Genomic DNA, 26,807 nt, shown 5'->3' with positions numbered 1-26,807 from the left:
CAGCTGCAACCATTTCTATCGACCGCGCAGGGTGACACCATCACCTGAGGTATCTGCTGGTCCGCCCGCGCGGCGCTGTGTGCGGAATTTGCCATCGACGCTCTGCCGTTATAAGGCTTTGGCATTCGACGGCCTGACATGCACGGGTCGCCAGTTTCTGTGCTAGGTGAAACATGCCGCGTGCCTTCCTTTTCGTTCTGGATTCCTTTGGCGTCGGCGGTGCGCCGGATGCCATCTCATACGGCGACGAAGGCGCCGACACGCTCGGCCACATCGCAGAATTCTGCGCGGCCGGCACGGGTGACCGTGAGGGATTGCGGTCCGGTCCATTGCTGCTCCCCAACCTGTCGGCGCTTGGCCTCGTTCACCTCGCCAAGCGTGCCTCCGGGCGCTGCCCCGCGGGAATGCCGGTCCCGGAGAAGGTTTACGCGATGTACGGTTCCGCCAGCGAGGTTTCGCACGGCAAGGACACCCCATCGGGTCATTGGGAGATTGCCGGCACCCCCGTAACTTTCGACTGGGGGTATTTCCCGACCGAGGGTGACGCGTTTTCACCAGAGCTTGTCGAGGCGCTGAGCAGGGCTGCGGACGTTCCGGGAATCCTCGGCAACTGCCATGCCTCCGGCACGGACATCATTGCTCGCTATGGCGAAGAGCACATCCGCACCGGCAAGCCGATCTGCTACACCTCCTCGGATTCGGTTTTCCAGGTGGCTGCGCACGAAAGCCACTTCGGGCTCGACAGGCTGATGACCTTCTGCACCATCGCGCGGGCGTTGCTTGATCATCACAATATCGGCCGCGTGATTGCCCGTCCGTTCGTTGGCGAAACCCCGTCGACATTTCAGCGGACCGGAAACCGGCGCGACTTCTCGGTGCCGCCGCCGGAGCCCACGCTCCTCGACCGTCTGGTGAAGGAGGGGCGCAAGGTTCATGCTGTCGGCAAGATCGGCGACATCTTTGCGCATAAGGGCGTCTCGCGGGTGATCAAGGCCAACGGCAACCAGGCTCTGATGGACGCCACGCTCGCGGCCATGGACACCGCCGAGGACGGCGAGCTGGTTTTCACCAATTTTGTCGATTTCGACATGCTCTACGGCCATCGAAGGGATGTTCCCGGCTACGCCGCCGCCCTGGAGGCCTTCGATGCCCGACTGCCGGAAGTGGGCGGCAAACTAAAACCCGGCGATCTGGTGATTTTGACGGCCGATCACGGCTGCGATCCGACATGGCGCGGCACCGACCATACGCGCGAACGCGTGCCGATCATTGCCTATGGGCCAGGATTGGGTTCCCGCGATCTGGGCATTCGCGCCACCTATGCCGACATCGGCGAGACGATTGCGCGGCATCTGCGGATACCCGCCGGGCGCCACGGGAGAAGCTTTCTATGACGTCGCATTTGAAGAAAGTCGAACTGCACTGCCACCTGGAAGGCGCGGCCCCACCGGCGCTCACTCTTTCGCAAGCTCGCAAATACAACATCGATATCAGCGACTACCTTCGGAACGGCGTCTACGTCTGGCACGACTTTCCCAGCTTTCTGGAATGCTATGACAAGGTCTCCGAGGTCTACCAGACCGAGGAAGACTACGCGCTGCTGACGGAAACCTATCTTGCTGAACTCGCCGGCATAGGCACCATCTACAGCGAGCTCATCGTTTCGCCGGACCATGGCAAGCGCATCGGCCTTGGCGCCGATGCCTACATTGCGGGTGTCGGCGAAGGCATTCGCCGGGCAAAGGCGAGTAGCGGCATCGAGGCGCGGTTGATCGTAACTGGCGAGCGCCACTTCGGACCGGAAAGCGTCATAGGCGCTGCGGACTATGCCGCGAAGGCGAACAATCCGCTCATCACCGGCTTCAATCTTGCCGGTGATGAGCGCATGGGGCGCGTCATCGATTACGCCCTGGCGTTCGATATCGCCCGCGACGCGGGACTTGGCCTGACGATCCACGCCGGTGAGGTCTGTGGCGCGTTCAGCGTTTCCGATACGCTCGACGTGGTCCGCCCGTCCCGGATCGGTCACGGCGTGCGGGCGATCGAGGACGCTGATCTCGTCAAAAGGCTTGCGGATATGGGTACCGTTCTTGAGGTGTGTCCAGGCTCCAATATCGCGCTCAAGGTGTTTCCGGATTTCGAATCTCACCCGCTGCGCAAGCTCAAGCAAGCTGGCGTGAAGGTCACGATCAGTTCGGATGATCCGCCATTCTTCCATACGTCGTTGAAGCGGGAATATGAGCTTGCGGCGAATGCTTTCGGTTTCGGTGACACCGAGATCGATGAGATGACCCGAACAGGCCTTGAGGCGGCATTCGTCGACGAGGCAACCCGGCGAGAGCTTCTGGGCCGTCTCTAGGGCATTCCGGATTGGGGATGAGAAGACCAAATCGGCCTCCACTCTTGCGGTACAGGCAGTTTCCATGGAAGAAACAACCCACAACACCAATTGAAGGAAGGGCTCGGCCATGGACGGCGTAACGGTCATCGATCACCCGCTTGTGCAGCACAAACTTACCATTATGCGGCGCAAGGAGACATCGACCGGGAGTTTTCGCCGGCTGCTGCGCGAAATTTCCACGCTGCTTTGCTATGAGGTGACGCGTGATCTCGAGCTCACGATGGAGACCATCGAGACGCCGCTCGAAACGATCCAGTCGCCGATCCTCGAAGGCAAGAAGCTGGTCTTCGCCTCCATCCTTCGTGCCGGGAACGGCCTGCTGGAGGGCATGCTCGATCTCGTGCCGTCCGCGCGCGTTTCGCATATCGGCGTCTACCGTGACCACGAGACGCTGCAGCCCGTCGAATATTACTTCAAGGCTCCCGAAGACATTTCAGAGCGCCTGATCATTGTTGTCGATCCGATGCTGGCGACCGGCAATTCGTCCATCGCGGCGATCGAAAAGCTGAAGGAGCGCGGCGCGCACAACATCCGCTTCCTGTGCCTGCTGGCTGCCCCCGAGGGCATCAGGAATTTCCGCGAGGCGCACCCGGACGTTCCCGTCTTCACCGCATCGATCGACAGTCACCTCAACGACAAGGGCTATATCGTTCCGGGGCTCGGCGACGCCGGAGACCGGATGTACGGCACGAAATAGTTCAGGACTTGTTTACCAATCGGTAAGTTCGACGGCCCGGAGGCAAGCTCCGGGCCGTTTGTTTTCCGCCATTAGCATCTTGTCAGCGATTCTAACGTATTTTCAAAGAACATGGCCTCGCATGATGCGCGGTTTATACAGGAAGGATTTCTGTACATGCTCGTGCGTACAGTCATATTTGCAAGCATCGCCGCGGTGTTTGCCACCCAGATTCCTTCCCTGGTCGGTAGCAGCCGCCCCCAGCCGGAAAACGGCTTCTCGGCAAATTTTGTTTCCCCCGCAGATGACCAGACCAAGGCTGCACTGGCATCGAACCACAGCACGATAAGTCTGCAGGCGGATAGCCAGGGGCATTACACCGGCGATTTCAGGATCAACGGCAAGACCGTGCCGGGTCTCATAGATACCGGTGCAACCTATGTTGCCATGAGCGAGAGCCTCGCAAGGCGTCTTGGCTATACGGCAAACCAGCTTGAATACCGCTATGCCGTGAACACGGCCAATGGACAGACCAAGGCTGCTCATGTGATGCTCGACCGGGTTGAAATTGGTGGCATTCGCGTGCGCGAAGTCGAGGCTTTCGTCCTCAAGGACGGCGCGCTTTCGTCGACCCTGGTCGGTATGAGCTTCTTGAAGAAACTTGCCTCCTACACGGTGGCGGACGGGTCGCTTAGCCTCAAGCAATAGCCATCAGATGCGTTCGGAGATCACGTCAAGCAGGGATGGTTCGCTGTCGTCGATCCGGTAGTTGGTCGTCAATGCGGCAATCGCGGCGTCGGCCGCAGTTTCTGTTGATGCATGCACCGTGCCGATGGCCTCACCCTTGTCGACATGTGTGCCCAGCGGCAGAAGATGGGAGAATCCGACGCGATGGTCGATTTTGTCCGCCGGATGCCTTCGCCCCCCACCGAGATCGACGACAACCATGCCGATCTCTCGCGCATCGCAGGCAGAAAGCCAGCCGGATCGAGGTGCCGGAACGGGCTTTGTTACCGGAGCTTTGGTGAGATACTTGTCGGGGGCCTCCACGAAATCGGACGGCCCGCCGAGCAGATGAACCATGCGACCGAAGGTGTCGGCCGCCTCTCCGGACGAGAGTGCGTTCGCGGCCATTGTTTCGCCGGCCTGGGCCGACGACACAATACCGGACGTCACGAGCATTTCTGCGGCGAAGGCCAGCACAACGGTCTCGAGCCGCGTGTCTTTCTTTCTGCCGGACAGGAAATCCAGACAGTTGCGGATCTCGACAGCGTTTCCCGCCGCATCGGCGAGCGGTTGATTCATGTCGGTGATCAGTGCCGAGGTCTTGACGCCCGCACCGTTTGCGACGTCGACAAGCGCATGCGCCAGCACCTCCGCATCGGCGCGCGACGACATGAAGGCCCCATTGCCAACCTTGACGTCCAGAACGAGCGTCTGCAGGCCGGCGGCAAGTTTCTTTGAGAGTATAGAAGCCGTGATCAGCGGGATCGAATCCACCGTCGCCGTTACATCCCGGACCGCATAAAGCTTGCCGTCAGCAGGCGCAAGCACACCCGTCTGCCCGATGATCGCACAGCCGACATCCCTGACGACCTTGCGGAAAAGCCCGGCGTCTGGCGTGATCTCATACCCTGGAATTGCCTCGAGCTTGTCGAGCGTGCCACCGGTGTGCCCAAGACCGCGCCCCGAGATCATCGGTACCGCGAGGCCGCAAGCAGCAGCAATGGGAGCCAGCATCAGCGAGACATTGTCGCCAACGCCACCCGTCGAGTGTTTGTCGGCGATGGGGCGGTCGATACCGCTCCAGCTCAGGATGTCGCCGGAACGCGCCATCGCCAGCGTCAGTGCCACGACCTCGTCGCGCGACATGCCCTTGAACCATACGGCCATGGCGAATGCGCCAATCTGCCCCTCGGATAGTTCACCCGCGGCGAGTGCTGCGACGAACGACTGGATCTCGTCTGCGGAGAGCGCGGCACCGTTCCGCTTCTGGCGGATGATCTCCTGCGGGAGCACTCTAGTAGCTCGATGCCGTAGCGGGAGCCGGCTGAGTTCCGCTGAGAACGGCAATTATGTCATCCAGCAGGCCGGATGCGCCAAAACGGAAAGTCGACGGCATCGGCCAGTCGGGCGCCATGATCGTTTCGGCAAGGCTCAGATAGAGCGATGCGTCTGCGACCGATGCAACCCCGCCGGCGGGCTTGAAGCCAACCTTGCGGCCGCTGTGCCGAATGGCGCGCAGCATGATGTCGGCGGCTTCCAGTGTGGCGTTGACGGCGACCTTGCCTGTCGAGGTCTTGATGAAATCGGCACCCGCCTCGATTGCAAGTTCTGACGCGCGCTGGATCAGTGCGGCATCCCTGATCTCGCCGGTTTCGAGGATAACCTTCAAGAGCACCGGCTCCTTGCATTCAGCACGAACCGCCGCGACCATATCTGTGACGGCCTTCTCGTTTCCAGCGAGGAACTTGCGATAGGGGATGACCAGGTCGATCTCGTCGGCGCCATCGGCAATTGCTTCGCGCGTTTCTGCGGCCGCATCGGCGATCTCCATGTCGCCCGATGGGAAATTGACGACCGTAGCGATCCGCACGGAGTGTCCGACACCCAGAACGCTTCGCGCACGGGCGACGAAGCGCGGCCAGATGCAGATGGCTGCGGTATTGCCGTACGGTGACTGCGAACGAGCGCATAGCGCGTCGATGTGGGCCTCCGTGCAATCGTCCTTCAGGTTGGTGAGGTCGAGGAGGGAGAGCGCTACGGCAGCTGTCTCCTTGTTGGAATGGCTGGTCATGGTGCGCTTCCTTCTCCTGCAATCATTTCTTTCAGGACGGCGGCGAGGCGTGCGCCTCCGATCGGCGCCATGTCCTTGGTTTCTTCGTGGCTCAATTCGCCGCCGGTCATTCCAGCTCCATAGTTGGTAATGACAGACGCCGCCGCAACCCTCAGACCTAGCATTCGTGCAATGATGACCTCGGGAACGGTCGACATGCCGACAGCGTCGGCGCCGAGGATGCGGGCCATACGAATTTCGGCGGGCGTTTCGAAGCTCGGGCCGGAGAACCACATGTAAACCCCGCTCGACAGCGGGATATTCACCTTGTCGGCCGCCCTCTCCATCTCCGAGGCCAGTTCGGTGTCATAGGCATTCGTCAGACCGACAAAGCGGCGATCGCTTTCCTCGCCAATCAGCGGGTTCATCCCGGAATAATTGATATGATCTGAAATCCGCATCACCGAACCAGGCGGCATGTCTTCGCGCAACGATCCCGCCGAGTTGGTGAGGATCAGCTTTTCCACGCCAAGCCCCTTCAGGACTTCGATCGGCAGGCGCATCGCCGCGGCGTCGCCCTTCTCGTAGAAATGCACCCGCCCGGAAAGCATGACCACGGGGACACCGGCCAGGAGACCCGCAACCACCTCGCCGGCATGGCCGGATACCGCACTGACCGGGAAGCCCGGCAAGTCATGGTAGGGAATACGGATTGTATCCGTCAGCTGGCTGACAAGCGACCCCAGACCGGAACCGAGGACGATGCCGTGACGCGGCGCGATTCCGCCGATCCTGCCGGCAAGCAGTTCAAGAGCGGCTTTCATCCGAGTTCAGTCTCGAAGCTGAACGGCAGGAGCTCGTCCATCATCATCGTCTTCTTCACGCCGGCTTCGTCGCAAAGGTAAATCTTCGTGTCCTTGGACGCAAACTCCGAGATCTTCTGACGGCAACCGCCGCAGGGCGGGCAGAGCGGCAACTTCTCGGCAATAACGGCCATCTCGACAATCTTCTTGGCGCCACCCATGATCATCGCGCTGATGGCCGTCGGTTCGGCGCACCACCCTTGCGGAAACGACAGGTTCTCTATGTTGGCACCCGTATAGACCCTGCCGTCTTCGGCGCGGATGGCCGCGCCGACCGGGAACTTCGAGTAGGGGGCATGGGCAAAGGCCATCGCGCCGCGAGCGGCCTCGAAAAGATCGTGGGACATGTTCTCAACGCTCCTTCGTATAGGGGACGCCGCCGGCCTTCGGCGGAATTGCAACGCCGATGAAGCCGGCGAGCAGAACGCAGGTCAGGATATAGGGCAGGGCCTGGAAAATCTGCACCGGCACTTCGCCGATCAGTGGCACCTGCTTGCCCTGCATGAAATTCGCCAGTGCATCGAGGAAACCGAACAGCAGGCAGGCGAACATGACCGGCACTGGCTTCCACTTCGCAAAGACCAGCGCGGCGAGCGCGATATAGCCCTTGCCCGCCGACATGTCCTTGATGAAGGCAGCAGACTGCGCGATTGCCAGATAGGTGCCTGAAAAGCCGCAAAAGATACCGGCGCATATGACGGCGCGATAGCGCAACCAGCTTACGGAGATCCCCGCGGTGTCGACCGCGCCGGGATTTTCGCCAACGGCGCGAAGGCGCAGGCCGAAACGTGTGCGGTAGAGGATCCACCAGGACAGAGGCACCGCCAGAAACGCGAGATAGGTGAGGATATTGTTGCCGGAGATCACGTTGGCATAAAGCGGCCCGATGATTGGCACCTCGCGGATCGCCTCGGCGCCAGGTAGCACGATCGGCGAGAAGCGGGCGTCAATTGCCAGCTGTGGCGTACGCCCACCCTGTCCGAACCAGGCCTGTCCCAGGACGATGGTAATACCGGCAACGAAGAAGTTTATCGCCACGCCCGAGATGATCTGGTTGCCGCGATTGGTGATCGAGGCAAAGCCATGCACGATGCTGAGCGCGATCGAGCAAAGAATGCCTGCGCCAAGGCCGAGCCATGCCGAACCGGTGAGGTAGGCGACACATGCCGCGGCGAACGCCGCGCCCAGCATCTTGCCCTCGAGCCCGATGTCGAACACGCCGGCGCGCTCGGAAAACAGACCCGCAAGCGCCGTGAAGATCAGCGGGATCGAAAGGCGGATGGTGGAGCTCAGAACGTTGATGAAGATGTCGTAATAATCCATCGTCCGCTCCCTACGCGCGCTTGAACTGTTGGTAGACGCGAACCATTGCAGGGCGGAACATGTATTCCAAGGCACCGGCAAACAGGATGACAAGGCCCTGGATCACCAGGATCATTTCGCGGGTGATGTTCGGCATCTCGAAGGATATCCAGTCGCCGCCCTGATAGAGGACGCCGAAGAGGATCGCCGACAAGATGATTCCGACCGGATGGTTTCGCCCCATAAGCGAGACCGCGATACCGACGAAGCCGGCGCCGCCGACGAATTCGACCTGAAGACGTGCCGAGGAGCCCATGACCGGATTGAGCGCCATCATGCCGGCCAATGCTCCGGAGAGCAGCATGGCGATCATGACGGTACGCGCGTACGGAATGCCGGCGTAGGAGGCTGCGGTCGGGCTAACGCCGAGGGTCCGCATTTCGAAACCGAGCTTGGTACGCCAGATGAGCAGCCAGACGAAATAGGCGGCGACGAGCGCGATGATGAAAGACACGTTGAAAGGCGCAGCACCCAGCTTTGCACCGAACATGTTCATCAGCCAACCGAGCTTCGGCAGCTGTCCACCTTCGAGGAAGGTGCGTGTTTCCGGTGCCATCTTGCCGGGCACGATCAGGACGTGGACCAGCAGGTAAACCATCAGCGCCGCACCGATATAGTTGAACATGATGGTGGTGATGACGATATGGCTGCCGCGCTTGGCTTGCAGAAAAGCAGGAATAAGCGCCCAGGCCGCACCGAAGAGACCCGCCCCGACAACCGCGACCGGCATGGTCACGTACCAGGGGACGTAGCGGTCGAGCGCGAGCGCCGCGAGCGCGCAGCCGAGGCCGCCGAGGTAGGCCTGCCCTTCTGAGCCGATATTGAACAGCCCTGCATGGATGGCGACAGCGACCGAAAGCCCGGTGAAGATGAAGCTCGTCGCATAGTAGAGCGTGAAGCCGATGCCTTCACCGCTGCCAAGCGCGCCTTCGGCGAGCAGCCGCAACGCGGCAAGCGGGCTCTCGCCGATCAGCCAGACGACGAAGCCGGAGATCAGGAAGGCGACGACCAGATTCAGGATCGGGATGAGGCCGTAATTGATCCAGTTTGGTAGCGGGACGGAAGCAGTGCTCATTAAGGCCTCACGCGGCAATGCCGGCCATCATCAGGCCGAGGGTCTGTTCACCGGCATCGGGCGTCTTCTCGCCGACCACATGGCCGGCAAACATGACAAGGATACGGTCTGAAAGGGCGCGGATCTCGTCGAGTTCGACCGAGACGAGCAGGATCGCCTTGCCCGTATCGCGCATCTCGATGATCCGGCGGTGAATGAATTCAATGGCGCCGATATCGACGCCGCGCGTCGGCTGGCCGATGATGAGTGCCATCGGGTCACGCTCGATTTCGCGCGCGACAACGATCTTCTGCTGGTTGCCGCCGGAGAAATTGGCGGTCTTCAGCCGCGGGTTCGGCGGGCGAATATCATACTTCTCGATCTTTTCCATCGCGTCCTTGCGGATCGCATCGAGATCGAGCAGCGGACCTTTGCTGTAGGCCGGATCGCGGTGATAGCCGAGAACCGAGTTCTCGTATTCCTCGAACTTCAGCACCAGCCCCATGTGGTGGCGGTCTTCGGGAATGTGGGCAAGGCCCAGTTCGCGAAGCCGCGCCGGGTCTGCCTTGGCAATCGGTTGGCCGTCGAGCAGGATCTCGCCCGAATGCGGCTTGCGGATACCCGCGATCGCTTCCAGAAGCTCGGACTGGCCGTTGCCGGCAACCCCGGCGACCCCGACAATTTCACCTGCACGAACGTCGAAGGACACATTGTCGACCATCACGACGCCGCGGTTGTCCTTGACAGTGAGATTGCGAACCGACAGCACGACCCTGCCGGGATTGGCCTCGCCCTTCTGGACACGCAGCAGAACCCGGCGTCCGACCATCAGTTCGGCAAGTTCCTCGACTGTCGTTTCCGATGTCTTGCGCGTGGCAACCATTTCGCCGCGGCGCATGACGGAGACCGTATCGGTGATCGCCATGATCTCGCGCAGCTTGTGGGTGATGAGGATGACGGTCTTGCCCTGGTCGCGCAGCACGCCAAGAATCTTGAACAGATGGTCGGCTTCCGCAGGGGTGAGCACGCCCGTCGGCTCGTCGAGAATGAGGATCTCGGCGCCGCGATACATTGCCTTGAGGATTTCGACGCGCTGCTGCAGACCGACCGGGAGTTGCTCGATGACCGCGTCCGGGTTGACCTCCAGCCCGTAGTCCTTTTCCAGCCGGCGCAGCTCGGCGCGGGCGGACGAAACACCCTTTGCCAGCAATGCGCCGCCCTCGGCGCCGAGCATGATGTTCTCAAGCACCGTGAAATTGTCGACCAGCATGAAATGCTGGTGCACCATGCCGATGCCGGCCGCAATGGCAGCCTGGCTGTCCTTGATCGTCACGGCATTGCCATTGACGCGGATCTCGCCGCTGTCGGCGTGATAAAAGCCGTAGATGATCGACATCAACGTCGATTTCCCGGCACCGTTCTCCCCGATGATGCCGTGGATCGTGCCCTTGGCGACACTAAGGTTGATGTCCTTGTTGGCGTGAACGGCACCGAATTTCTTGTCGATGCCCACGAGTTCGATAGCGGGCGTGTCTGTCACAGCAGGCTCCAAATACGAAAAGGGCGTATGACGGAAAGCCTCCGCCATACGCCCATCTCAGGCGCGGATCACTTCGGGCAAGCGTTGTCCGAGGTGTAATCGTGAACCTTGACGGTTCCTGCGATGATGTCAGCCTTGGCCTTGTCGACAGCCGCCTGCATTTCCGGCGTGATCAGGGCCTTGTTGTTGTCGTCGATGGCGGCAGCGACGCCGTCTTCTTTGACGCCGAGAGACTGTACGCCCGGGGTGAACTTGTCACCCTTGACGTCGGTGAAGGCGTTGTAGACCGCGAGGTCGACGCGCTTGACCATCGAGGTCAGCACGGAGCCCGGATGCAGGTAGTTCTGGTTCGAATCGACGCCGATCGAGAACTTCTTGTTGTCGGCTGCCGTCTGCAGAACGCCGAGACCCGTCGCACCGGCTGCTGCGTACACGACGTCGGCACCCTGGTCGATCTGGTTCTTGGTGAGCTCGCCGCCGCGAACCGGGTCATTCCATGCAGCACCCGTCGTGCCGGTCATGTTCTGGAAAACTTCGATCTTGGCGTTGGCCGCGCGTGCGCCCTGCTCGTAGCCGCATCCGAACTTGCGGATGAGCGGAATATCCATGCCGCCGACGAAGCCGACCTTGCCAGATTTCGATGCCATGCCCGCCAGCAGGCCGACGAGGAACGAGCCTTCTTCTTCCTTGTAGACGACCGAACGGACGTTGGGCTTGTCGACAACGGCGTCAACGATGATGAACTTGGTGTCCGGGAATTCGGCTGCGACCTTCTCGATGGCCGATGTCCAGGCGAAGGATACGGCAACCACGGGGTTGAAGCCGCGGCTCGCGAAATTGCGGATGGCCTGTTCGCCCTGGGTGTCGCCGGTCGGTTCGAAGTCGCGATACGCGATCCCGGTTTCCGTCTTGAACTTTTCGGCGCCGTTGAAGGCTGCTTCGTTGAATGATTTGTCGAACTTCCCGCCGGTGCCGTAAACGAGTGCCGGCTTGACGTCGGCGGCGAGCGCCGTCGTGGACATGGCAGCCACGGCAAGGAGAGTCAGAAGGGATTTTTTCATAGTGCAGCCCTGTTGTTTCTATTAATTAGGGGTCCTCCCGCAAGCCTGTTTTCAGGCATGTCTGCGGAACCACCGACCTCCCCCCGGAGGCCTGGCTGGGCGCATCCTTGCATGGCTCAAAAGAAAATTCACGAAAAATTTTTCGACTGGTAAAAAATGACTTGGATTGCCAAAAATCAGCTCATGTGGGCTGATTTTTATGCAAAAACGCAGTCAGATTGCGATTTATCCGGTCAGATAGGGCCGAGAATGCACCGTCATACTGCAAAGCGACCGGCCACCGCCGGCTTCTTGTAGCCGACCATCCACAGCAGCAGCGAGAGCACCAGGAACACGCCGAATGCCGGCTGAAGCATGAGCCACTGGAAGGCGAGCGTGTAGAAGCGCGGGTGAATATAATAGGCGATGGACGACTGCAAAGCCTCGAACGATGCGGGACTCAGCGCCTGCCAGGCATCGCCCATGGGCGTTATGACGACAGAAGATGCTGCAACGGACTGAATTGAATCGATCGTTCCGGCAATGACTGCAACAGCCAGCGCAACAAGACTCGCCAAACGCAATAGGAAACGCATCAACCCTCCGGCCACTGAACACGCCGGATTGCACCGGTCAGCCGCACCCATTCTCCACCCTGCCATAAACATAGCTATGGCCCGAGGGAACTGCAATGGAGGGCATGGCGGCACTTTTACCGGAAGAAGTCAAAAAACTGTTAGATTTAGGTTGATCGCCGAAAATTCATCGGTATATATCGCGCCGTTCCGACGATTTGTGTCTCAAGCGATGCAGACCGCCCAAAGGACAGGTGGCCGAGTGGTTTAAGGCGCACGCCTGGAACGCGTGTGTGCGTGAAAGCGTACCGTGGGTTCGAATCCCACCCTGTCCGCCATTATTCCTAAATCCCTGACCCGTCGAGCTGCTGGGCGTCGTCGCCTTCCCAGGGGGAGGGCATGGAGCTGCTGTTGAGGCTGGCAGAGGGCAACGGCATCCAGCACTTCAATTCCGGCTCGGCATATTGGACGAGGCGACCGGGTGAGGAATCGGAAGCACGCCAGCCTTCTGTACCGAACTGATCGCCATGCGACCAATACGCGAGGTCAACTTCTGCCGGCCCCTGCTCGGACGGGCGGATCGTGACGAGGATCCGACTGCCGTCTCTCGGCGCGCTTGCCATATGGCGCCAGCCGTCTGGCTCGACCATGGTTTTTCCTCCTGCCTTGCTGCAGACCGCAAGTGTCTCCTCGTGATCGAAAACGGTCAATAGCCGCTCGATCGCAGAGCGCGCCGGCTGCCGAATTCAAGTGTATAAAGTCGGCCACGCAGGCGCCCGTGGACGTGTTGGTCGCTGCGCGCACCAAAGCCGTCATGGGGGATCGCGTGGCTGCCGTAAATTCATCGCAAACATCATTCTAGTTGTTGACCCAGATTTAACGATCGATACTATATCTTGTGTTCGAGGTTCTCCTGATTCCTCCGGAATCGAGAGCTAAGACGGGAATACGGTGCGCGAAGGTTCATGAGGAACGCCGCAATTCCGGAGCTGCCCCCGCAACTGTAAGCGGCGAGCATCTGTTCGACAAAGCCACTGGAGCAAAAGCTTCCGGGAAGGCGAGGATGGATGTTGTGACCTGCGAGCCAGGAGACCTGCCTCAAACGAAAACGTCCACGGGCGGGGTGTCCGGAAGGTCGCGTTTATGTGTGGAATGACATCCGCACATGCCGCTGCCCCGAGCCTTCGCAATTGTAAACTTCGGGGTGAAGTCATGTTCAGTTCAGCGATTCCGCGCAAGCGCGAGTAACCGAGCCTCGTCGCCCGGTTTGTAGGCGTGCCTTTCATTTCAGATTTATCGCACGGGCATCGCAGGATGCCCGATCGATCCTGCGTGTCCTTTTGAACTCATACGAGGAAGATCATGAGCATCATCGTCTATAGCAAGCCCGCCTGCGTCCAGTGCACGGCTACCACCCGCGCGCTGGACCGTCAGGGAATCCCGTACGAAATCGTCGACGTCTCCACCGACAGTGCCGCCTATGAACTGGTCCAGGGCCTTGGATACAGGCAGGTTCCGGTCGTGATCGCCGGCGAGCAGCACTGGGCCGGCTTTCGCCCGGACATGATCAGCGCGCTCGCTTGAAGGTCGAAACGATGGGCGAGATCGTCTATTTTTCCAGCCGGTCGGAAAACACCCATCGCTTCGTGACCAGGCTGGGTCTTTCGGCCCGGCGAATCCCGATCGCCGGCAATGCCGCCCTTGCAGTCGAGACGCCGTTTGTCCTCGTCGTCCCCACCTATTGTGGCGAAGGCGGCAAGGGTGCGGTGCCCAGACAAGTGATCCGCTTCCTCAACGAGGCGGAGAACCGCGCAAACCTCCGCGGCGTCATCGCTGCGGGCAACAGCAACTTCGGAGCGACCTTCGGGATCGCCGGCGACATCATCTCCGCCAAGTGCAAGGTGCCTTACCTCTACAGGTTCGAGCTTCTCGGCACCGACGAGGACGTCGACAACGTCACACACGGATTGGAACGATTTTGGACACGCTAACGCTCGACCGGGTAGCGAAGACCTCGGAAGCCGCGCTCGACTACCACGCGCTCAACGCCATGCTGAATCTTTACGACGAGCATGGCCATATCCAGCTCGACAAGGACAGGCTGGCGTCCCGGCAGTATTTCCTGCAGCACGTCAACCAGAACACCGTCTTCTTCCATAATCTGCGCGAGAAGATCGATTACCTCGTGACAGAAGGCTACTACGAGCGGGAAGTGCTCGATCAGTATTCCTTTAATTTCGTCCGCGATCTCTTCGACCACGCCTACGGGAAAAAGTTCCGCTTCCCGACCTTCCTCGGCGCCTTCAAGTATTACACCAGCTACACGCTGAAGACCTTCGACGGGAAGCGTTATCTCGAGCGCTACGAGGACCGCATCTGCATGGTGGCGTTGTCGCTCGCGCAGGGCAATGAAGCGCTGGCGACCGAGATCGTCGACGAAATCATATCGGGCCGTTTCCAGCCGGCGACGCCGACCTTCCTCAACGCTGGAAAGAGGCAACGCGGCGAACTCGTCTCCTGCTTCCTCCTGCGCATTGAGGACAACATGGAATCGATCGCACGCGGCATCAACTCTGCTCTTCAGTTGTCGAAGCGCGGCGGCGGAGTGGCGCTCTCCCTGACGAACCTGCGCGAAGCGGGTGCGCCGATCAAGCAGATCGAGAACCAGTCTTCCGGGGTCATCCCGGTCATGAAGCTTCTGGAGGATTCATTCTCCTACGCCAACCAGCTCGGCGCACGCCAGGGAGCAGGGGCTGTTTACCTCAACGCCCACCATCCCGACATCATGCGCTTCCTCGACACCAAGCGAGAAAACGCTGACGAGAAGGTCCGGATCAAGACACTGTCGCTCGGCGTGGTCATTCCCGACGTGACCTTCGAGCTCGCCCGGAACAACGAGGACATGTATCTTTTCTCGCCATACGACGTGGAGCGGGTCTACGGCGTGCCCTTCAGCGAAATCTCGGTGACCGAAAAGTACCGCGAGATGGTGGCGGACAGCCGGATCAGCAAGAAGAAAATCAAGGCGCGCGATTTCTTCCAGGTAATCGCCGAAATCCAGTTCGAGAGTGGTTATCCCTACCTGATGTTCGAGGACACGGTAAACCGCGCCAACCCGGTCGCCGGACGGATCACCATGAGCAACCTCTGCTCGGAAATCCTGCAGGTCAACGAGCCGAGCGAGTTCAACGACGATCTCTCCTACAAGCATGTCGGCAAGGACATTTCCTGCAATCTCGGTTCGCTGAACATTGCCGCTGCGATGGATTCGTCCGATTTCGGCAAGACGATCGAGACCTCGATCCGTGCGCTGACGGCGGTCTCCGACATGAGCCACATCTCCTCGGTGCCCTCGATCGAGAAGGGAAATGGCGACAGCCATGCGATCGGCCTCGGGCAGATGAACCTGCATGGCTACCTCGCCCGGGAGCGCATCTTCTACGGCTCGGACGACGGCGTCGATTTTACCAACATCTATTTCTACACCGTCACCTATCATGCCCTTCGGGCATCAAACCGGCTGGCGATTGAACGTGACAAGAGCTTCAAGGGCTTCGAGAACTCGAAATACGCATCCGGCGAATATTTCGACAAGTACACCGGTCAGGCCTGGGTGCCGGCAACAACGCGGGTCAAGGAGCTTTTCGAGACCGCCGGTATCGATATTCCAACGCAGGAAGACTGGCTGGCGCTGAAGCAGTCAGTGATGGCCAGGGGCCTCTATAACCAGAACCTCCAGGCCGTGCCGCCGACGGGTTCGATTTCCTACATCAATCATTCGACCTCCTCGATCCATCCGATCGTTTCGAAGATCGAAATTCGCAAGGAAGGCAAGATCGGCCGCGTCTACTATCCGGCCGCCTTCATGACCAACGACAATCTCGATTACTACCAGGACGCCTACGAGATCGGGCCGGAGAAGATCATCGACACCTATGCAGCGGCGACCCAGCATGTCGATCAAGGGCTGTCACTGACGCTGTTCTTCCGCGACACCGCGACCACCCGCGACATCAACCGGGCGCAGATCTACGCCTGGAAGAAGGGGATCAAGACGATCTACTACATTCGCCTACGCCAGATGGCGCTCTCCGGCACCGAGGTGCAGGGCTGCGTTTCCTGCGCGCTTTGATCTCACGAGGATAGTTCGATGAACATTCAAATCAAGCCGGCAAATCGCGTGCGCGCCATCAACTGGAACCGCATCGACGACGACAAGGACCTCGAAGTCTGGAATCGTCTGACGGGAAACTTCTGGCTGCCGGAAAAGGTGCCGTTGTCGAACGACATTCCGTCCTGGGCGGCGTTGAAACCGGAAGAGCAGCGGCTCACCATCCGTGTGTTCACCGGCCTGACACTCCTCGACACCATCCAGAACGGCGTCGGCTCGGTCAGGCTAATGGCCGATGCCGTGACACCGCATGAAGAGGCGGTTCTGTCCAACATTTCCTTCATGGAGGCAGTCCACGCTCGCTCCTACTCGTCAATCTTCTCGACGCTGTGCTCGACGCCGGACGTCGACGATGCCTATCGCTGGTCGGAAGAAAACGAGTTCCTGCAGAAGAAGTCGGCGCTGATCATGGAGCAGTATGCCTCCAACGATCCATTGAAGAAGAAGGTCGCAAGCGTCTTTCTCGAGAGCTTCCTGTTCTACTCCGGCTTTTATCTGCCGATGTACTGGTCGAGCCGTGCCAAGCTGACCAATACCGCTGACATGATCCGGCTCATTATCCGCGATGAGGCGGTGCACGGCTATTACGTAGGGTACAAGTTTCAGCGCGGTCTGGAGCGGCTTGACGAAAAGCGCCGCGACGAGATCAAGGACTTCGCGTTCGACCTGCTGCTTGAACTCTATGACAACGAAGCAAAATACACCGAGGCACTCTACGACAGCGTCGGTTTGAGCGAGGACGTCAAGAAGTTCCTGCACTACAACGCCAACAAGGCGCTAATGAATCTCGGCTATGAGGCGCTGTTCCCGCCGGAGGCGTGTAAGGTCAACCCGGCGATCCTGTCGGCTCTCTCGCCGAATGCCGACGAGAACCACGACTTTTTCTCGGGCTCTGGTTCATCCTACGTCATCGGCAAGGCGGTGGCGACGGAAGATGAGGACTGGAACTTCTGAACTTCGGCAGAAAGGGGTCCCGCTCCTACTTTCCCTTGGTCCCAGCGGGCGCTCGCTACGATTGCTGTGCGGCGCCCCATTATAGCTATTGCGATTTAATCGGATACGATTTATATAGGTTGAAGCACTCAAGGTATTGGTTAGGATATGTATATGCCCAAATCCCAATCGGCCGCGGGATCAGATATAACCGATCCCGACTCGTTGCAATCCGGCGACGGCCGGAAGCTTTCAAATTTCCTGTGCTTCGCAATCTACTCGGCGAATCTGGCCTTTGGTCGCGCCTATAAGCCGATCCTCGATGCCCTGGGTCTGACCTACACCCAATACATCGCCATGGTGGCCCTCTCCGAGAAGAACGATCACACGGTTGGGTCGCTTGGCGAAATGATGTTCCTGGAATCCAACACACTGACGCCGATCCTCAAGAAGCTCGAGTCCATCGGTTACGTCCGCCGTCAACGCGACCCTGCCGACGAACGGCAGGTCCGCGTGAGCCTGACGCCCGCCGGCCGCAGTCTTCTTGCCACGGATCCCGCGGCATCGCTGCTCGCGGCCACGGGGCTTGGAGACGATTTTCCTGTCGTGCAGAAATCAGTGGTGAGGCTGCGCGACAACCTCCTGCGTGCCACGCAAGGTGAATCCGAGAAGTAATCGCGATCGCACCAGCGTCGCCGTCCGTGGAAGACGGCGACGGCGTTTCAGGGTTGGGCCAATGCTTCGTTGATGGGTGATGCCCTCAGATCGGGCGACGTCGTCCGCCGCTGTGCGCCAGAGCACGGTACATCCCGCCCGCGTGACACCCTGATGGAGTTGGAAGCCTACATCATCTCAGCAGCTTTGGCATATCCGCCACCATTTCCATCCAGGAAATGCAGATGCGAATCCGGCTTTCCCGACGGCACCAGGCAGGTCATCAGTGCGTGAGACTGGCGATGCAGTCCGAAGCTGATTTCACCGCGAGCTTTGGCCTCAAGGAGCATCGCTTCCACTGTTTCGATCTGTTCGCTTGTGCAGTCCAACGTGAGGCGCAAACCGTCATCATACTTGCGGAAGTCCGAGTTGGACGTGACCTCTGCCCAGCTTTGCGGATCGATATGCCTCTCGCTATCCTTGGGAGTGGGTACGTCTTTCGGGATAGGGTGTGATCGGCGTGGTGTGGTGTCGAAAACCGCAAGCACCCGCCTGGCTAGAACAGCGAAGGCTTCCGGGCTGCCATGCTCTCGGGGTTCGACCAGCAGCGACAGGATCGCACCGTGCTGACTGGGAAAGGGTTTCCAATCACAGGTCAGTCCCGTCAGGTCAGGCATCGGCGCATTCTTGAGCGGCTCTACGAGGTACCGACCGCTCTTGATCTGCTGCTCCGCCCATTTGAGCCCGCCACCGGCGAACATCGCATAGGTCGCATTTTCCGAGGCCGCGTATCGCGCAAGCCGTACATCGCGGCCGCTGGTGCGTATTTCACTGACCGGCAGCAACCCGGCTCGAAGCGTCAGATCCAGGTTGGTTCGTGCGAACGCCGAGACCTGCCGTAGTGCCGATGTTGCCGTCGTCAAACCGTGTGGCGGCAAAGCGAAGGCTGCACCGTCGCCACGGAACACAAACGCGAAATCGAATGTCCCCCAGGCATTGCCAAGGGCGGCGATGACGGATGCGCCTGCGTAGTTGACGTCTTCATAGCGCCCCGCGTCGATCGCTGCGGTGGAATGGACCACATCCGTGATCCCGATCAGCCAGTCATCGGGCAGGGGCTCATAGATCGCGGGATCAAGCACCAGCGAAAAATCGCTGTACGCATACGGCAGTGGCTGAGTGTCGGTCATTGGATATTCTCCAGATCGGCGGACAATTTGGCGGCTCGGCTTCATGGCTTACCGTTGCGGGCCGGTTCGCATTGCGTTTGTCCGACCGCGCCGAACCTGCCTTGGCAGGTTCGGCGGTTCGAATTCAGATCAGGTTTGTTTCGACGTCGATGTTTCCGTGGATTGCCTTGGAGTAGGGGCAGATGCCGTGTGCTGCATCGAGCAGTTCGCGCGCAACCTCGGGGTCGATTCCCTTGAGGCTGACGTTGAGGCGGGCGCGCAGGAAATAGGAGCCATCATCGACATTCAGATCGATTTCGGCATCGACCTCTGGACCTGCCGGAAGCTTGACGTGTCTCTGGGAAGCGGCGAGTTCGATGGCTCCAATATAACATGCCGACCACGCGGCTCCGAAGAGATTCTCGGCGGCGGGATGGGGCTGCTTCAGCCTGATGTCCAGCAGGCCATCGCTGCTGCGGGTACCGCCGTCCCGGCCGCCAGTGTTGTGTGTCTTGCCGGTGAAGAGAAGTTTCTCGGTCATGGTGAAGTCCTTTCTTGTTAAATCGGATCCGTTTATATCGGATGCGAGTTAAATACTTCAGTCGAGCGGACCTGTCAACATGATTCCGATTTAATCGGATACGAGTTATTCGCGCAGCGACCCATTCCCGGTTCCGTCATGAATGATGCTGCTGGCCGGAAACACGCAACAGGAGGCCAACGCGTGGCCCGCTCCAGCCGGACCGGTGCGGAATACTGCTGGACTAAGGCAGCGATCTTTCATCGCTGCTGCGTCAACGGCAACGCGCGGTCTGCCCGCGTGACCCGCGTCAGACGATCACAGCTTGGTCGACGCGGTCTTCGGTGCCGAAGAACTGCAGATAGCGCTGGACTTCGTCGGGCTCGCCTGTCGCCTTCTGGGGATTGTCGGAAAGCTTGACGGCCGGCCGGCCGTTGGCATCACTGACCTTGCAGACGATGGAAATCGGGTTGAGGCCCGAAATCTCCGTCGGTGCACAGCCGGCGAAATCATTGGTCAGATTGGTGCCCCAGCCGAAGCTCATGCGCACCTGGCCCTCGAAATGCTTGTAGGTATCGATGATCGCATCGACATCCAGGCCGTCCGAAAAGATCAGCAGCTTCTGGCGCGGATCGCGTCCCATCTTCTTCCACCACTCGATGATCTTCTCGCCACCCTCGATCGGCGGAGCGCTATCGGGGCGGAACCCGGTCCAGTCCGCCACCCATTCCGGTGCATCCCGCAGGAACGCGGTCGTGCCGAATGCGTCGGGCAGCACGATCAAGAGGTTGCCGCCATAAAGCTTGTTCCAGTCGCGCAGCACCTTGTAGGGAGCGTTCCGCAGTTCCGCATCGGTTCGCGCCAGCGCGGCAGCCACCATCGGCAGTTCATGGGCGTTGGTGCCGACCGCTTCCAGGTCCGAATCCATGGCGAGCAGGACATTGCTGGTGCCGGTAAAGGCCGGGCCGATGCCTTCCTTCAGCGCCTCGACGCACCAGCGCTGCCACAGGAAGCTGTGCCGCCGTCGTGTGCCGAAATCGGAGATGCGAAGCCCCGGCAATTCACGCAGACGCTCTACCTTCGACCACATCCTGGCCTTGGCGCGCGCATAGAGCACGTCCAGGGTGAAAGGGCCGAGCGCCCTCATTGCCGAACGAGACCTGAGTTCGTTGATGATGGCGAGCGCCGGAATCTCCCACATCGTGGTTTCTTTCCACGAGCCGTGAAAATCGAGCACATATTGCCCGTCGCGCTTGGAAAGTTCGTACTCGGGCAGCTGGAAGTGAGAGAACCAGGCGAGGAACTCGGGTTCGAAGATCTGCGCACGACCATAAAAGCTGTTACCGGCCAGCCAGATGGTTTCCTTCTTCGAAAGCCGCAGGGAGCGCGCGTGGTCAAGCTGATCGCGCAGTTCGCCTTCGTCGATTTCATCGGCGAGGCGCACCCGCTTGGTCCGGTTGATGAGGGTGAAGCTGGCGTCGACATCCGGGTAGAGTTTCCAGATCATCTGCAGCATCAAAAGCTTGTAGAAGTCGGTGTCGATCAGGCTTCGGACAATGGGATCGAGCTTCCAGGCGTGATTGTACACGCGTCGTGCGATATCGGTCTTGGCCATCAACTCCACCCCATCCCAATCCGGTCAGGGCACGGTCGAAGCCGGCACGCTGTGACCGGCTCGTGCGCTTTCTTATCGAAAAAACAGCCGATAATGTCCAGTCCAAATAAAAACCCCGCCACCATGAGCGGCTGGGCCTCTGTCCTGCGGTTTATTGGACCGGAGGAGGAGTGGTCGTCGCTCGCTTGCCGTTCTGAGAAGCCGGCTGCTCAGACTGAAGCTGCTGGCCAGGCTGCTGAGGTGCTACTTCGTCGGCTTGGCGCTGACCCCAGATTTCGACCGGAATCCACACCAGGAAGGCAAGAACGAGCGCAACGATCAGCAGCGTCAGGATTCTCTTTCCGGTGCCGCCCTGCCTTGCCTTCACAGGGGAAATCTGTTCCTCGGCAGGCTGCTCGCGATCGATCGGTTCCCGGAGTGGTTCCATATTCTGAGCCATGCTCGTCTCCTTCTGAATGTCGCGGCCCGATGCAGGCCCGCGCTCAGAACCATCCGAAGCAAACGAATTCATGGCTCCATGGTTCCTGCCGGCGTTAGTAGCCCGCCTGGCGGTCGACGACGAACTGCAGCGCTTCGCCGCGTTCAAACCGGGAAATCTGCGTGTCGACATGGCGGAAGAGGGCGCTCTCCTCCGAGACGGCTGCATCGTGCGGGGTAATGAAGACGTTCTCAAGCGACCACAAGGGATCCTCGGCCGGAAGAGGCTCCACCTCGAACACGTCGAGCGAGGCGCCGCCGAGCATGCCGCTTTCGATCGCTGAAACGATGTCGGGCTGGACCTGGCTCCTGCCGCGTCCGGCGTTGATGAAGACCGGCTTGCCGAGCGCACCGCCCTGACGAAGTTTGGCGAAGAGCCGGGCATTGTAGAAGCCGGTTGTTTCCGGCGTCAGCGGCAGCAGGCCGACGAGAAAATCCGTTTTCGCGAGAAAGGTGTCCAGTTCCGCCGAATCGAACGTTTCGACACCGTCCAGGTTCTTGCGGGTTCTCGACCAGCCGATGACGTTGAATCCCATGACCTTCAATTTCCGCAAGGCATCCTGCCCAAGAACACCAAGACCCATGACGCCGACCGTGATCTCCGCCGCTTCCGGAGGAATCAGCTTGCCCCACGTCCGTTCCCGCTGGTGCAGGTCGTGCTTGTGTTGTTCGCGCAGGTGCATCAGGCATTGCATCACGACCCACTCGCTCATCCGCGTCGTCAGGCTGCGATCGACGAATCGCACGATAGGCACATCGGGAAGCCCCGGCAGGTTCATGAAGCTATCGACCCCGGCGCCGCCCGAGAAGATCACCTTCAGGTCCGGCGCGCGCTCGAAGAGGTCGGCATCGGGTTTCCAGAGCAGGGCATAGTCTATCCCGCTGAGGTCGCGGCCCTTGGTGGCTGGATCGGCGAGATTGATGCTGCCGCGATCTGCAAAGGCGGTCTTCAGAATGCGGGCGACGCCCTCGGGATTGAACTTGAGGTCGATGAGAACGGGAGCTGGCATGGTCTTCTTTACTGTTGAACGACGGGGGTCGGCACCGCCTCGATGTTGAAGGCCGCAGCCATCAGCGCCTTGGTATAGTCATCCTTCGGCGCGCCGAAGATTTCGGCGGAAGGCCCCTGTTCCACCACCTTGCCAAAGCGCATAACGATGACGTCGTTGGCGAGAGCCTTCACCACCTTGAGGTCGTGACTGATGAACAGGTAGGCGAGGTCATGCTTCTTCTGGAGGTCGCGCAACAGATCGACGACCTGGGCCTGCACGCTCATATCAAGGGCGGATGTCGGCTCATCAAGCATGACAAAGCGCGGTTTCAGCACCATGGCACGGGCAATTGCGATGCGCTGGCGTTGGCCACCGGAGAATTCGTGCGGGTATCGCCAGCGGGTCAGCGGATCGAGGCCGACCTCTTCCAGCGCCCAGCAGACGCGCTGGTCACGCTCTTCGTAGGAGAACGACCGCTCGTGCACCTTGAGGCCCTCGGCAATGATGTCGCCGACCGACATGCGCGGGCTGAGTGACCCGTAGGGATCCTGGAACACCACTTGCAACTGGTTACGCAGGGGGCGCATCTCGGTAAACGAATAGTCGGCTATGTCCCGGCCGACAAAGCTGATCCGGCCCTGCGAAGAGATCAGTCGCGTCAGCGCCAGCCCGAGCGTCGTCTTGCCCGAACCGGATTCGCCGACCACGCCGAGGGTCTGCCCGGCCCTGAGCGACAGGTCGATGCCATCGACCGCCTTTACGTGGTCGACCACTCTGCGCATCAAACCCGCCTTGATCGGGAACCAGACACGGATGTCGTCTCCCTGCATGACGATCGGCTTGGAGGTATCGGCAAGCGGCGGCTCGCCGCGCGGCTCGGATGCAAGCAGGTGGCGCGTGTATTCATGCTTCGGATTGCTGAAGACCTCCTCGACGGTCCCCGTCTCCACGATCTTGCCCTTGGTCATCACGCAAACCCGATCGGCGAATTTGCGCACGATGCCGAGATCGTGGGTGATGAACAGCATGGACATGCCATGTTGTCCTTTCAGCTGTCGCAGCAGCTCCAGAATCTGCGCCTGCACCGTAACGTCTAGCGCCGTCGTCGGTTCATCGGCGATCAGCAGTTCTGGCCGGTTGGCAAGCGCCATGGCAATCATCACGCGCTGGCGCTGGCCACCGGAAAGCTCGTGCGGGTAAGCCTTCAGACGCTTTTCCGGTTCGCGGATGCCCACCTGGTTCAGCAGTTCCAGAACGCGCTTGCGCGCCGCATGGCCGGTCACGCCCTGATGCAACTCGAGGATTTCGGCAATCTGCTTTTCGATCGAATGCAGCGGGTTGAGCGACGTCATCGGCTCCTGAAAGATCATCGTGATGTCGTTGCCGCGCACTTCGCGCAACGCCTTGTCCGATGCTTTCAGCAGGTCTTTTCCCTTGAAGATGATTTCACCGGAGGGGTGGCTGGCAGAGGGGTAGGGCAGCAGGCGCAGGATGGAGTTCGCGGAAACGGATTTGCCCGATCCGGACTCGCCGACCAGAGCAACGACCTCCCCCTTCCTGATGTCGAAGGAGATATGATCGACGGCCACCGATGTCTCTCCGCCCTGGTGAAAGGCGACCGAAAGATCGCGAACGGACAGCAGGATCTCAGGAGCCTCGCTCATTGAAACGTCTTCCTTGGATCGAATGCGTCGCGAACGGCCTCGCCGATGAAGATCAGCAGCGACAGCATGATCGACATGGTGAAGAAGGCTGTCAGGCCGAGCCACGGCGCCTGCAGGTTGGACTTGCCCTGGGCGATCATCTCCCCGAGTGAAGGCGACCCCGGCGGCATGCCGAATCCGAGGAAGTCGAGTGACGTCAGCGTGGTGATCGAGCCGGAGAGGATGAACGGCAGGAAGGTCAGCGTCGCCACCATCGCGTTCGGCAGCAGGTGGCGCCACATGATCGTGCGGTTGTTGACCCCGAGCGCGCGGGCGGCGCGCACATACTCGAAATTGCGGGCGCGCAGGAACTCGGCGCGCACGATGCCGACGAAGCCGACCCAGGAAAACAGCAGCATGATTCCCAGCAGGACGAAGAATCCGGGCGGCAGGATGGCGGCGATGATCAGGAGAATGTACAGCACCGGCATCGACGACCAGATCTCGATAAACCGCTGCATCAAAAGATCGGTCCAGCCACCGAAATAGCCCTGGATGGCGCCGGTGGTGACGCCGACGACCGCCGAGCAGATCGTCAGCACCAGTCCGAACAGCACCGAGATGCGGAAGCCGTAGATGACGCGGGCTAGCACGTCGCGCGCTTGGTCGTCGGTGCCGAGCCAGTTGAGGTTGCTCAGCGTGCAGTTGGGATCGTTGACGCCCTGCGGATAGCCGGAGCAGCGCTCTTCCTTGCTCATCATCCAGAAAGGCGGCGTCGGTGCCGAGTGCGGGATATTGGAATTCACCGAGCGGTAGGAATAGCGGATCGGCGGCCAGATCATCCAGCCGTTGGCGTTGATCTCGTCTGCAATGACATCGGAGCGGTAGTCCGTCTCGGCGAGGAACCCGCCGAACTTCTCTTCCGGGTAGTCGATCAGCACGGGAAACAGGATCTCGCCCTTGTAGGAGGCGACGATCGGCCGGTCGTTGGCGAGGAACTCGGCAAACAGGCAGAGAACGAACAGCACCAGAAACAGCCAGAGCGACCAGTAGCCGCGCCGGTTCGCCTTGAAGTTCTTCCAGCGGCGGACATTGGTCGGCGACCGCAGGCCCTTGCGCGGCGGCTTGACCGGGGTTGCGGTCGTCGGATTGGCGGCGGTGTCCATCAGACGTCCCTCCGCTCGAAGTCGATGCGCGGATCGATCCAGGTGTAGATGAGATCCGAAATCAGGCTGACGAACAGGCCGAGCAGCGAGAAGATGTAGAGCGTCGCAAACACGATCGGATAGTCGCGGTTGACCACAGAGAGATAGCCGAGGCGTCCCAGCCCGTCGAGCGAAAAGATGTTTTCGATCAACAGCGAGCCGGTGAAGAAGGCCGAGATGAAGGCACCGGGAAAGCCGGCGATGATGATCAGCATGGCATTGCGGAAGACGTGGCCATAGAGCACCTGGCGCTCGTTCAGTCCCTTGGCGCGAGCGGTCACGACATACTGCTTCTTGATCTCCTCGATGAAGGAGTTCTTCGTCAGAAGCGTCGTCGTCGCGAACGCCGCAAGCGACAGCGAGATCAGCGGCAACGTCAGATGCCAGAAGTAGTCGAGTGGCTTTTGCCACCAGGCAAGCTGATCGAAATTGTCCGACACCAGACCGCGCAGCGGAAACCAGTCGTAGAACGACCCCCCGGCAAACAGCACGATCAGCAGGATGCCGAACAGGAAGCTCGGCACAGCATAGCCGATGATGATGACGCCGGAGGTCCAGACGTCGAAGGTCGAACCGTCCTTGACCGCCTTGCGGATGCCGAGAGGGATGGAGATCCCGTAGGAGAAGATCATGATCCAGATGCCGAGCGACGCAGATACCGGCAGCTTGTCCTTGATCAGGTCGAGCACGGACGTATTGCGAAAGAAGCTCTCGCCGAAATCGAAGCGGATATAGTTCCACATCATCTCGCCGAACCGCGTCAGCGGCGGCTTGTCGAAGCCGAACTGCTTCTCGAGCTTGGCGATGAGTTCCGGATCGAGGCCCTGCGCGCCGCGATATTTCGAACCGCCTTCGTCGAGGCCGCCGCCACCCATTAGGTCGCCGCCACCGCCGGAAAGCCGGGCATCCGCTCCCTGTGCATCGCCGGTCAGCTGCGCGATCACCTGCTCGACAGGACCGCCCGGCGCGAACTGGATGACAGTGAACGAGATGGCCATGATGCCGATGATCGTCGGTATCATCAGAAGCAGGCGGCGAAGAATATAGGCTCCCATCAGCGAGCGGCCTCCGGGGAGTTCTGTCGTAGGCTGTCCAGTCTATCGCCGCTCAATCCCTAGCCTTCCTCTGCCGGTCCCTCCCG

The 26,807-nt window shown here is 60.2% G+C and carries 27 protein-coding genes, 1 tRNA gene and 1 riboswitch; of the genes, 10 read left to right on the top strand and 18 right to left on the bottom strand.

The annotated features are described in order from the left end of the window. Positions 1-173: 173 nt before the first annotated feature. The 4 genes from ASC90_RS02090 (at position 174) to ASC90_RS02075 (ending at position 3,785) form a co-directional block, all read left to right on the top strand. Entirely contained in the window at positions 174-1,394 is a 1,221-nt protein-coding gene (locus ASC90_RS02090; protein WP_056534835.1) for a phosphopentomutase, read from the top strand. After that, complete coding sequence (locus ASC90_RS02085; protein ID WP_056534832.1) at positions 1,391-2,359, top strand: adenosine deaminase; 969 nt, start codon at positions 1,391-1,393, stop codon at positions 2,357-2,359. The genes ASC90_RS02090 and ASC90_RS02085 overlap by 4 nt, the downstream gene beginning before the upstream one ends. Positions 2,360-2,468: 109 nt before the next feature. Beyond that, a complete protein-coding gene (gene upp, locus ASC90_RS02080) occupies positions 2,469-3,098 on the top strand; it encodes a uracil phosphoribosyltransferase (RefSeq protein ID WP_056534829.1) in 630 nt (209 codons plus the stop codon). 156 nt (positions 3,099-3,254) lie between these two features. After that, entirely contained in the window at positions 3,255-3,785 is a 531-nt protein-coding gene (locus ASC90_RS02075) for a TIGR02281 family clan AA aspartic protease (protein WP_056534827.1), read from the top strand. A 3-nt stretch (positions 3,786-3,788) separates the two neighbouring features. Here ASC90_RS02075 and deoA read toward each other — a convergent pair whose 3' ends face one another. The 9 genes from deoA to ASC90_RS02030 form a co-directional block, all read right to left on the bottom strand. After that, a complete protein-coding gene (deoA, locus tag ASC90_RS02070) occupies positions 3,789-5,096 on the bottom strand; it encodes a thymidine phosphorylase (protein WP_056534825.1) in 1,308 nt (435 codons plus the stop codon). A gap of 1 nt (position 5,097) precedes the next feature. Next, entirely contained in the window at positions 5,098-5,874 is a 777-nt protein-coding gene (gene deoC / locus ASC90_RS02065) for a deoxyribose-phosphate aldolase (protein ID WP_056534823.1), read from the bottom strand. Next, the gene (locus tag ASC90_RS02060; RefSeq protein ID WP_056534820.1) at positions 5,871-6,677 is read right to left on the bottom strand and encodes a purine-nucleoside phosphorylase; all 807 of its coding nucleotides are present in this window, start codon (positions 6,675-6,677) and stop codon (positions 5,871-5,873) included. The genes deoC and ASC90_RS02060 overlap by 4 nt, the downstream gene beginning before the upstream one ends. Next, the gene (locus ASC90_RS02055; RefSeq protein WP_056534818.1) at positions 6,674-7,063 is read right to left on the bottom strand and encodes a cytidine deaminase; all 390 of its coding nucleotides are present in this window, start codon (positions 7,061-7,063) and stop codon (positions 6,674-6,676) included. The genes ASC90_RS02060 and ASC90_RS02055 overlap by 4 nt, the downstream gene beginning before the upstream one ends. Positions 7,064-7,067: 4 nt before the next feature. Next, the gene (locus ASC90_RS02050; RefSeq protein WP_056534816.1) at positions 7,068-8,039 is read right to left on the bottom strand and encodes an ABC transporter permease; all 972 of its coding nucleotides are present in this window, start codon (positions 8,037-8,039) and stop codon (positions 7,068-7,070) included. Between the two features lie 10 nt (positions 8,040-8,049). After that, the gene (locus tag ASC90_RS02045) at positions 8,050-9,153 is read right to left on the bottom strand and encodes an ABC transporter permease (RefSeq protein ID WP_056534814.1); all 1,104 of its coding nucleotides are present in this window, start codon (positions 9,151-9,153) and stop codon (positions 8,050-8,052) included. A 7-nt stretch (positions 9,154-9,160) separates the two neighbouring features. Beyond that, on the bottom strand, positions 9,161-10,672 hold the full coding sequence (locus ASC90_RS02040) for an ABC transporter ATP-binding protein (RefSeq protein ID WP_200950829.1): 1,512 nt from the start codon (positions 10,670-10,672) through the stop codon (positions 9,161-9,163). 68 nt (positions 10,673-10,740) lie between these two features. Then, positions 10,741-11,733, bottom strand: a complete 993-nt coding sequence (locus tag ASC90_RS02035; protein WP_056534810.1) for a BMP family ABC transporter substrate-binding protein — start codon at positions 11,731-11,733, stop codon at positions 10,741-10,743. A gap of 257 nt (positions 11,734-11,990) precedes the next feature. Then, a complete protein-coding gene (locus ASC90_RS02030; RefSeq protein WP_056534808.1) occupies positions 11,991-12,308 on the bottom strand; it encodes a hypothetical protein in 318 nt (105 codons plus the stop codon). Between the two features lie 227 nt (positions 12,309-12,535). Here ASC90_RS02030 and ASC90_RS02025 point away from each other — a divergent pair. Then, positions 12,536-12,625, top strand: a tRNA-Ser gene (locus ASC90_RS02025). A 6-nt stretch (positions 12,626-12,631) separates the two neighbouring features. On the opposite strand, the gene ASC90_RS02020 is transcribed toward ASC90_RS02025, so the two are convergent. Beyond that, on the bottom strand, positions 12,632-12,937 hold the full coding sequence (locus ASC90_RS02020) for a hypothetical protein (protein ID WP_056534806.1): 306 nt from the start codon (positions 12,935-12,937) through the stop codon (positions 12,632-12,634). Positions 12,938-13,175: 238 nt separating this feature from the next. Beyond that, a riboswitch (cobalamin riboswitch) is annotated at positions 13,176-13,403 on the top strand. Between the two features lie 246 nt (positions 13,404-13,649). On the opposite strand from ASC90_RS02020, the gene nrdH reads away from it, so the two are divergent. The 5 genes from nrdH to ASC90_RS01995 all read left to right on the top strand — a co-directional run bounded on the left by nrdH (position 13,650) and on the right by ASC90_RS01995 (position 18,066). Further along, complete coding sequence (nrdH, locus tag ASC90_RS02015) at positions 13,650-13,871, top strand: glutaredoxin-like protein NrdH (RefSeq protein ID WP_056534804.1); 222 nt, start codon at positions 13,650-13,652, stop codon at positions 13,869-13,871. An 11-nt stretch (positions 13,872-13,882) separates the two neighbouring features. After that, the gene (gene nrdI, locus ASC90_RS02010; protein WP_056534801.1) at positions 13,883-14,278 is read left to right on the top strand and encodes a class Ib ribonucleoside-diphosphate reductase assembly flavoprotein NrdI; all 396 of its coding nucleotides are present in this window, start codon (positions 13,883-13,885) and stop codon (positions 14,276-14,278) included. Then, positions 14,266-16,419 carry a class 1b ribonucleoside-diphosphate reductase subunit alpha gene (gene nrdE / locus ASC90_RS02005; RefSeq protein ID WP_056534799.1) on the top strand — a complete coding sequence of 718 codons (2,154 nt, stop codon included), beginning with the start codon at positions 14,266-14,268 and terminating at the stop codon, positions 16,417-16,419. Before nrdI ends, nrdE begins: the two co-directional genes overlap by 13 nt. Before the next feature lie 18 nt (positions 16,420-16,437). Continuing rightward, positions 16,438-17,412, top strand: coding sequence for a class 1b ribonucleoside-diphosphate reductase subunit beta (nrdF, locus tag ASC90_RS02000; protein ID WP_056534796.1), 975 nt, complete (start codon positions 16,438-16,440; stop codon positions 17,410-17,412). A gap of 153 nt (positions 17,413-17,565) precedes the next feature. Next, positions 17,566-18,066, top strand: a complete 501-nt coding sequence (locus tag ASC90_RS01995; protein ID WP_056534794.1) for a MarR family transcriptional regulator — start codon at positions 17,566-17,568, stop codon at positions 18,064-18,066. Between the two features lie 167 nt (positions 18,067-18,233). On the opposite strand, the gene ASC90_RS01990 is transcribed toward ASC90_RS01995, so the two are convergent. The 8 genes from ASC90_RS01990 to ASC90_RS01955 form a co-directional block, all read right to left on the bottom strand. Beyond that, entirely contained in the window at positions 18,234-19,235 is a 1,002-nt protein-coding gene (locus tag ASC90_RS01990) for a DUF3095 family protein (RefSeq protein ID WP_056534792.1), read from the bottom strand. A 124-nt stretch (positions 19,236-19,359) separates the two neighbouring features. Continuing rightward, positions 19,360-19,755, bottom strand: a complete 396-nt coding sequence (locus tag ASC90_RS01985; protein WP_056534790.1) for an Ohr family peroxiredoxin — start codon at positions 19,753-19,755, stop codon at positions 19,360-19,362. 289 nt (positions 19,756-20,044) lie between these two features. Further along, entirely contained in the window at positions 20,045-21,349 is a 1,305-nt protein-coding gene (gene pncB, locus ASC90_RS01980) for a nicotinate phosphoribosyltransferase (protein WP_056534787.1), read from the bottom strand. Positions 21,350-21,500: 151 nt separating this feature from the next. After that, the gene (locus ASC90_RS01975; protein ID WP_056535221.1) at positions 21,501-21,788 is read right to left on the bottom strand and encodes a hypothetical protein; all 288 of its coding nucleotides are present in this window, start codon (positions 21,786-21,788) and stop codon (positions 21,501-21,503) included. Between the two features lie 94 nt (positions 21,789-21,882). After that, the gene (locus ASC90_RS01970) at positions 21,883-22,836 is read right to left on the bottom strand and encodes a glyoxylate/hydroxypyruvate reductase A (protein ID WP_056534786.1); all 954 of its coding nucleotides are present in this window, start codon (positions 22,834-22,836) and stop codon (positions 21,883-21,885) included. An 8-nt stretch (positions 22,837-22,844) separates the two neighbouring features. After that, positions 22,845-24,482, bottom strand: a complete 1,638-nt coding sequence (locus tag ASC90_RS01965; RefSeq protein WP_056534784.1) for an ABC transporter ATP-binding protein — start codon at positions 24,480-24,482, stop codon at positions 22,845-22,847. After that, the gene (locus tag ASC90_RS01960) at positions 24,479-25,627 is read right to left on the bottom strand and encodes an ABC transporter permease (RefSeq protein ID WP_056534782.1); all 1,149 of its coding nucleotides are present in this window, start codon (positions 25,625-25,627) and stop codon (positions 24,479-24,481) included. Before ASC90_RS01960 ends, ASC90_RS01965 begins: the two co-directional genes overlap by 4 nt. Further along, positions 25,627-26,721: a microcin C ABC transporter permease YejB gene (locus ASC90_RS01955; RefSeq protein ID WP_056534780.1), complete on the bottom strand. Its 1,095-nt coding sequence runs from the start codon at positions 26,719-26,721 to the stop codon at positions 25,627-25,629. Before ASC90_RS01955 ends, ASC90_RS01960 begins: the two co-directional genes overlap by 1 nt. Between the last annotated feature and the right edge of the window lie 86 nt (positions 26,722-26,807).

This window comes from Rhizobium sp. Root1220 (assembly GCF_001426265.1).
Taxonomy (GTDB): Bacteria; Pseudomonadota; Alphaproteobacteria; order Rhizobiales; family Rhizobiaceae; genus Rhizobium.
This window is presented reverse-complemented; position numbering and strand designations above follow the sequence as displayed.

What these genes read in the sequence shown, in the direction of transcription:
- ASC90_RS02060 (WP_056534820.1), bottom strand. Translation starts at nt 6,677, where the DNA reads ATGAAAGCCGCTCTTGAACTGCTTGCCGGCAGGATCGGCGGAATCGCG.
- ASC90_RS02030 (WP_056534808.1), bottom strand. Translation starts at nt 12,308, where the DNA reads ATGCGTTTCCTATTGCGTTTGGCGAGTCTTGTTGCGCTGGCTGTTGCA.
- ASC90_RS02035 (WP_056534810.1), bottom strand. Translation starts at nt 11,733, where the DNA reads ATGAAAAAATCCCTTCTGACTCTCCTTGCCGTGGCTGCCATGTCCACG.
- ASC90_RS01995 (WP_056534794.1), top strand. Translation starts at nt 17,566, where the DNA reads ATGCCCAAATCCCAATCGGCCGCGGGATCAGATATAACCGATCCCGAC.
- ASC90_RS01975 (WP_056535221.1), bottom strand. Translation starts at nt 21,788, where the DNA reads ATGGCTCAGAATATGGAACCACTCCGGGAACCGATCGATCGCGAGCAG.
- ASC90_RS02090 (WP_056534835.1), top strand. Translation starts at nt 174, where the DNA reads ATGCCGCGTGCCTTCCTTTTCGTTCTGGATTCCTTTGGCGTCGGCGGT.
- ASC90_RS01970 (WP_056534786.1), bottom strand. Translation starts at nt 22,836, where the DNA reads ATGCCAGCTCCCGTTCTCATCGACCTCAAGTTCAATCCCGAGGGCGTC.
- ASC90_RS02050 (WP_056534816.1), bottom strand. Translation starts at nt 8,039, where the DNA reads ATGGATTATTACGACATCTTCATCAACGTTCTGAGCTCCACCATCCGC.
- ASC90_RS01955 (WP_056534780.1), bottom strand. Translation starts at nt 26,721, where the DNA reads ATGGGAGCCTATATTCTTCGCCGCCTGCTTCTGATGATACCGACGATC.
- nrdF (WP_056534796.1), top strand. Translation starts at nt 16,438, where the DNA reads ATGAACATTCAAATCAAGCCGGCAAATCGCGTGCGCGCCATCAACTGG.
- ASC90_RS01965 (WP_056534784.1), bottom strand. Translation starts at nt 24,482, where the DNA reads ATGAGCGAGGCTCCTGAGATCCTGCTGTCCGTTCGCGATCTTTCGGTC.
- ASC90_RS02075 (WP_056534827.1), top strand. Translation starts at nt 3,255, where the DNA reads ATGCTCGTGCGTACAGTCATATTTGCAAGCATCGCCGCGGTGTTTGCC.
- ASC90_RS02085 (WP_056534832.1), top strand. Translation starts at nt 1,391, where the DNA reads ATGACGTCGCATTTGAAGAAAGTCGAACTGCACTGCCACCTGGAAGGC.
- nrdI (WP_056534801.1), top strand. Translation starts at nt 13,883, where the DNA reads ATGGGCGAGATCGTCTATTTTTCCAGCCGGTCGGAAAACACCCATCGC.
- pncB (WP_056534787.1), bottom strand. Translation starts at nt 21,349, where the DNA reads ATGGCCAAGACCGATATCGCACGACGCGTGTACAATCACGCCTGGAAG.
- ASC90_RS02020 (WP_056534806.1), bottom strand. Translation starts at nt 12,937, where the DNA reads ATGGTCGAGCCAGACGGCTGGCGCCATATGGCAAGCGCGCCGAGAGAC.
- ASC90_RS01960 (WP_056534782.1), bottom strand. Translation starts at nt 25,627, where the DNA reads ATGGACACCGCCGCCAATCCGACGACCGCAACCCCGGTCAAGCCGCCG.
- nrdH (WP_056534804.1), top strand. Translation starts at nt 13,650, where the DNA reads ATGAGCATCATCGTCTATAGCAAGCCCGCCTGCGTCCAGTGCACGGCT.
- ASC90_RS02045 (WP_056534814.1), bottom strand. Translation starts at nt 9,153, where the DNA reads ATGAGCACTGCTTCCGTCCCGCTACCAAACTGGATCAATTACGGCCTC.
- ASC90_RS02055 (WP_056534818.1), bottom strand. Translation starts at nt 7,063, where the DNA reads ATGTCCCACGATCTTTTCGAGGCCGCTCGCGGCGCGATGGCCTTTGCC.
- upp (WP_056534829.1), top strand. Translation starts at nt 2,469, where the DNA reads ATGGACGGCGTAACGGTCATCGATCACCCGCTTGTGCAGCACAAACTT.
- ASC90_RS01990 (WP_056534792.1), bottom strand. Translation starts at nt 19,235, where the DNA reads ATGACCGACACTCAGCCACTGCCGTATGCGTACAGCGATTTTTCGCTG.
- deoC (WP_056534823.1), bottom strand. Translation starts at nt 5,874, where the DNA reads ATGACCAGCCATTCCAACAAGGAGACAGCTGCCGTAGCGCTCTCCCTC.
- ASC90_RS01985 (WP_056534790.1), bottom strand. Translation starts at nt 19,755, where the DNA reads ATGACCGAGAAACTTCTCTTCACCGGCAAGACACACAACACTGGCGGC.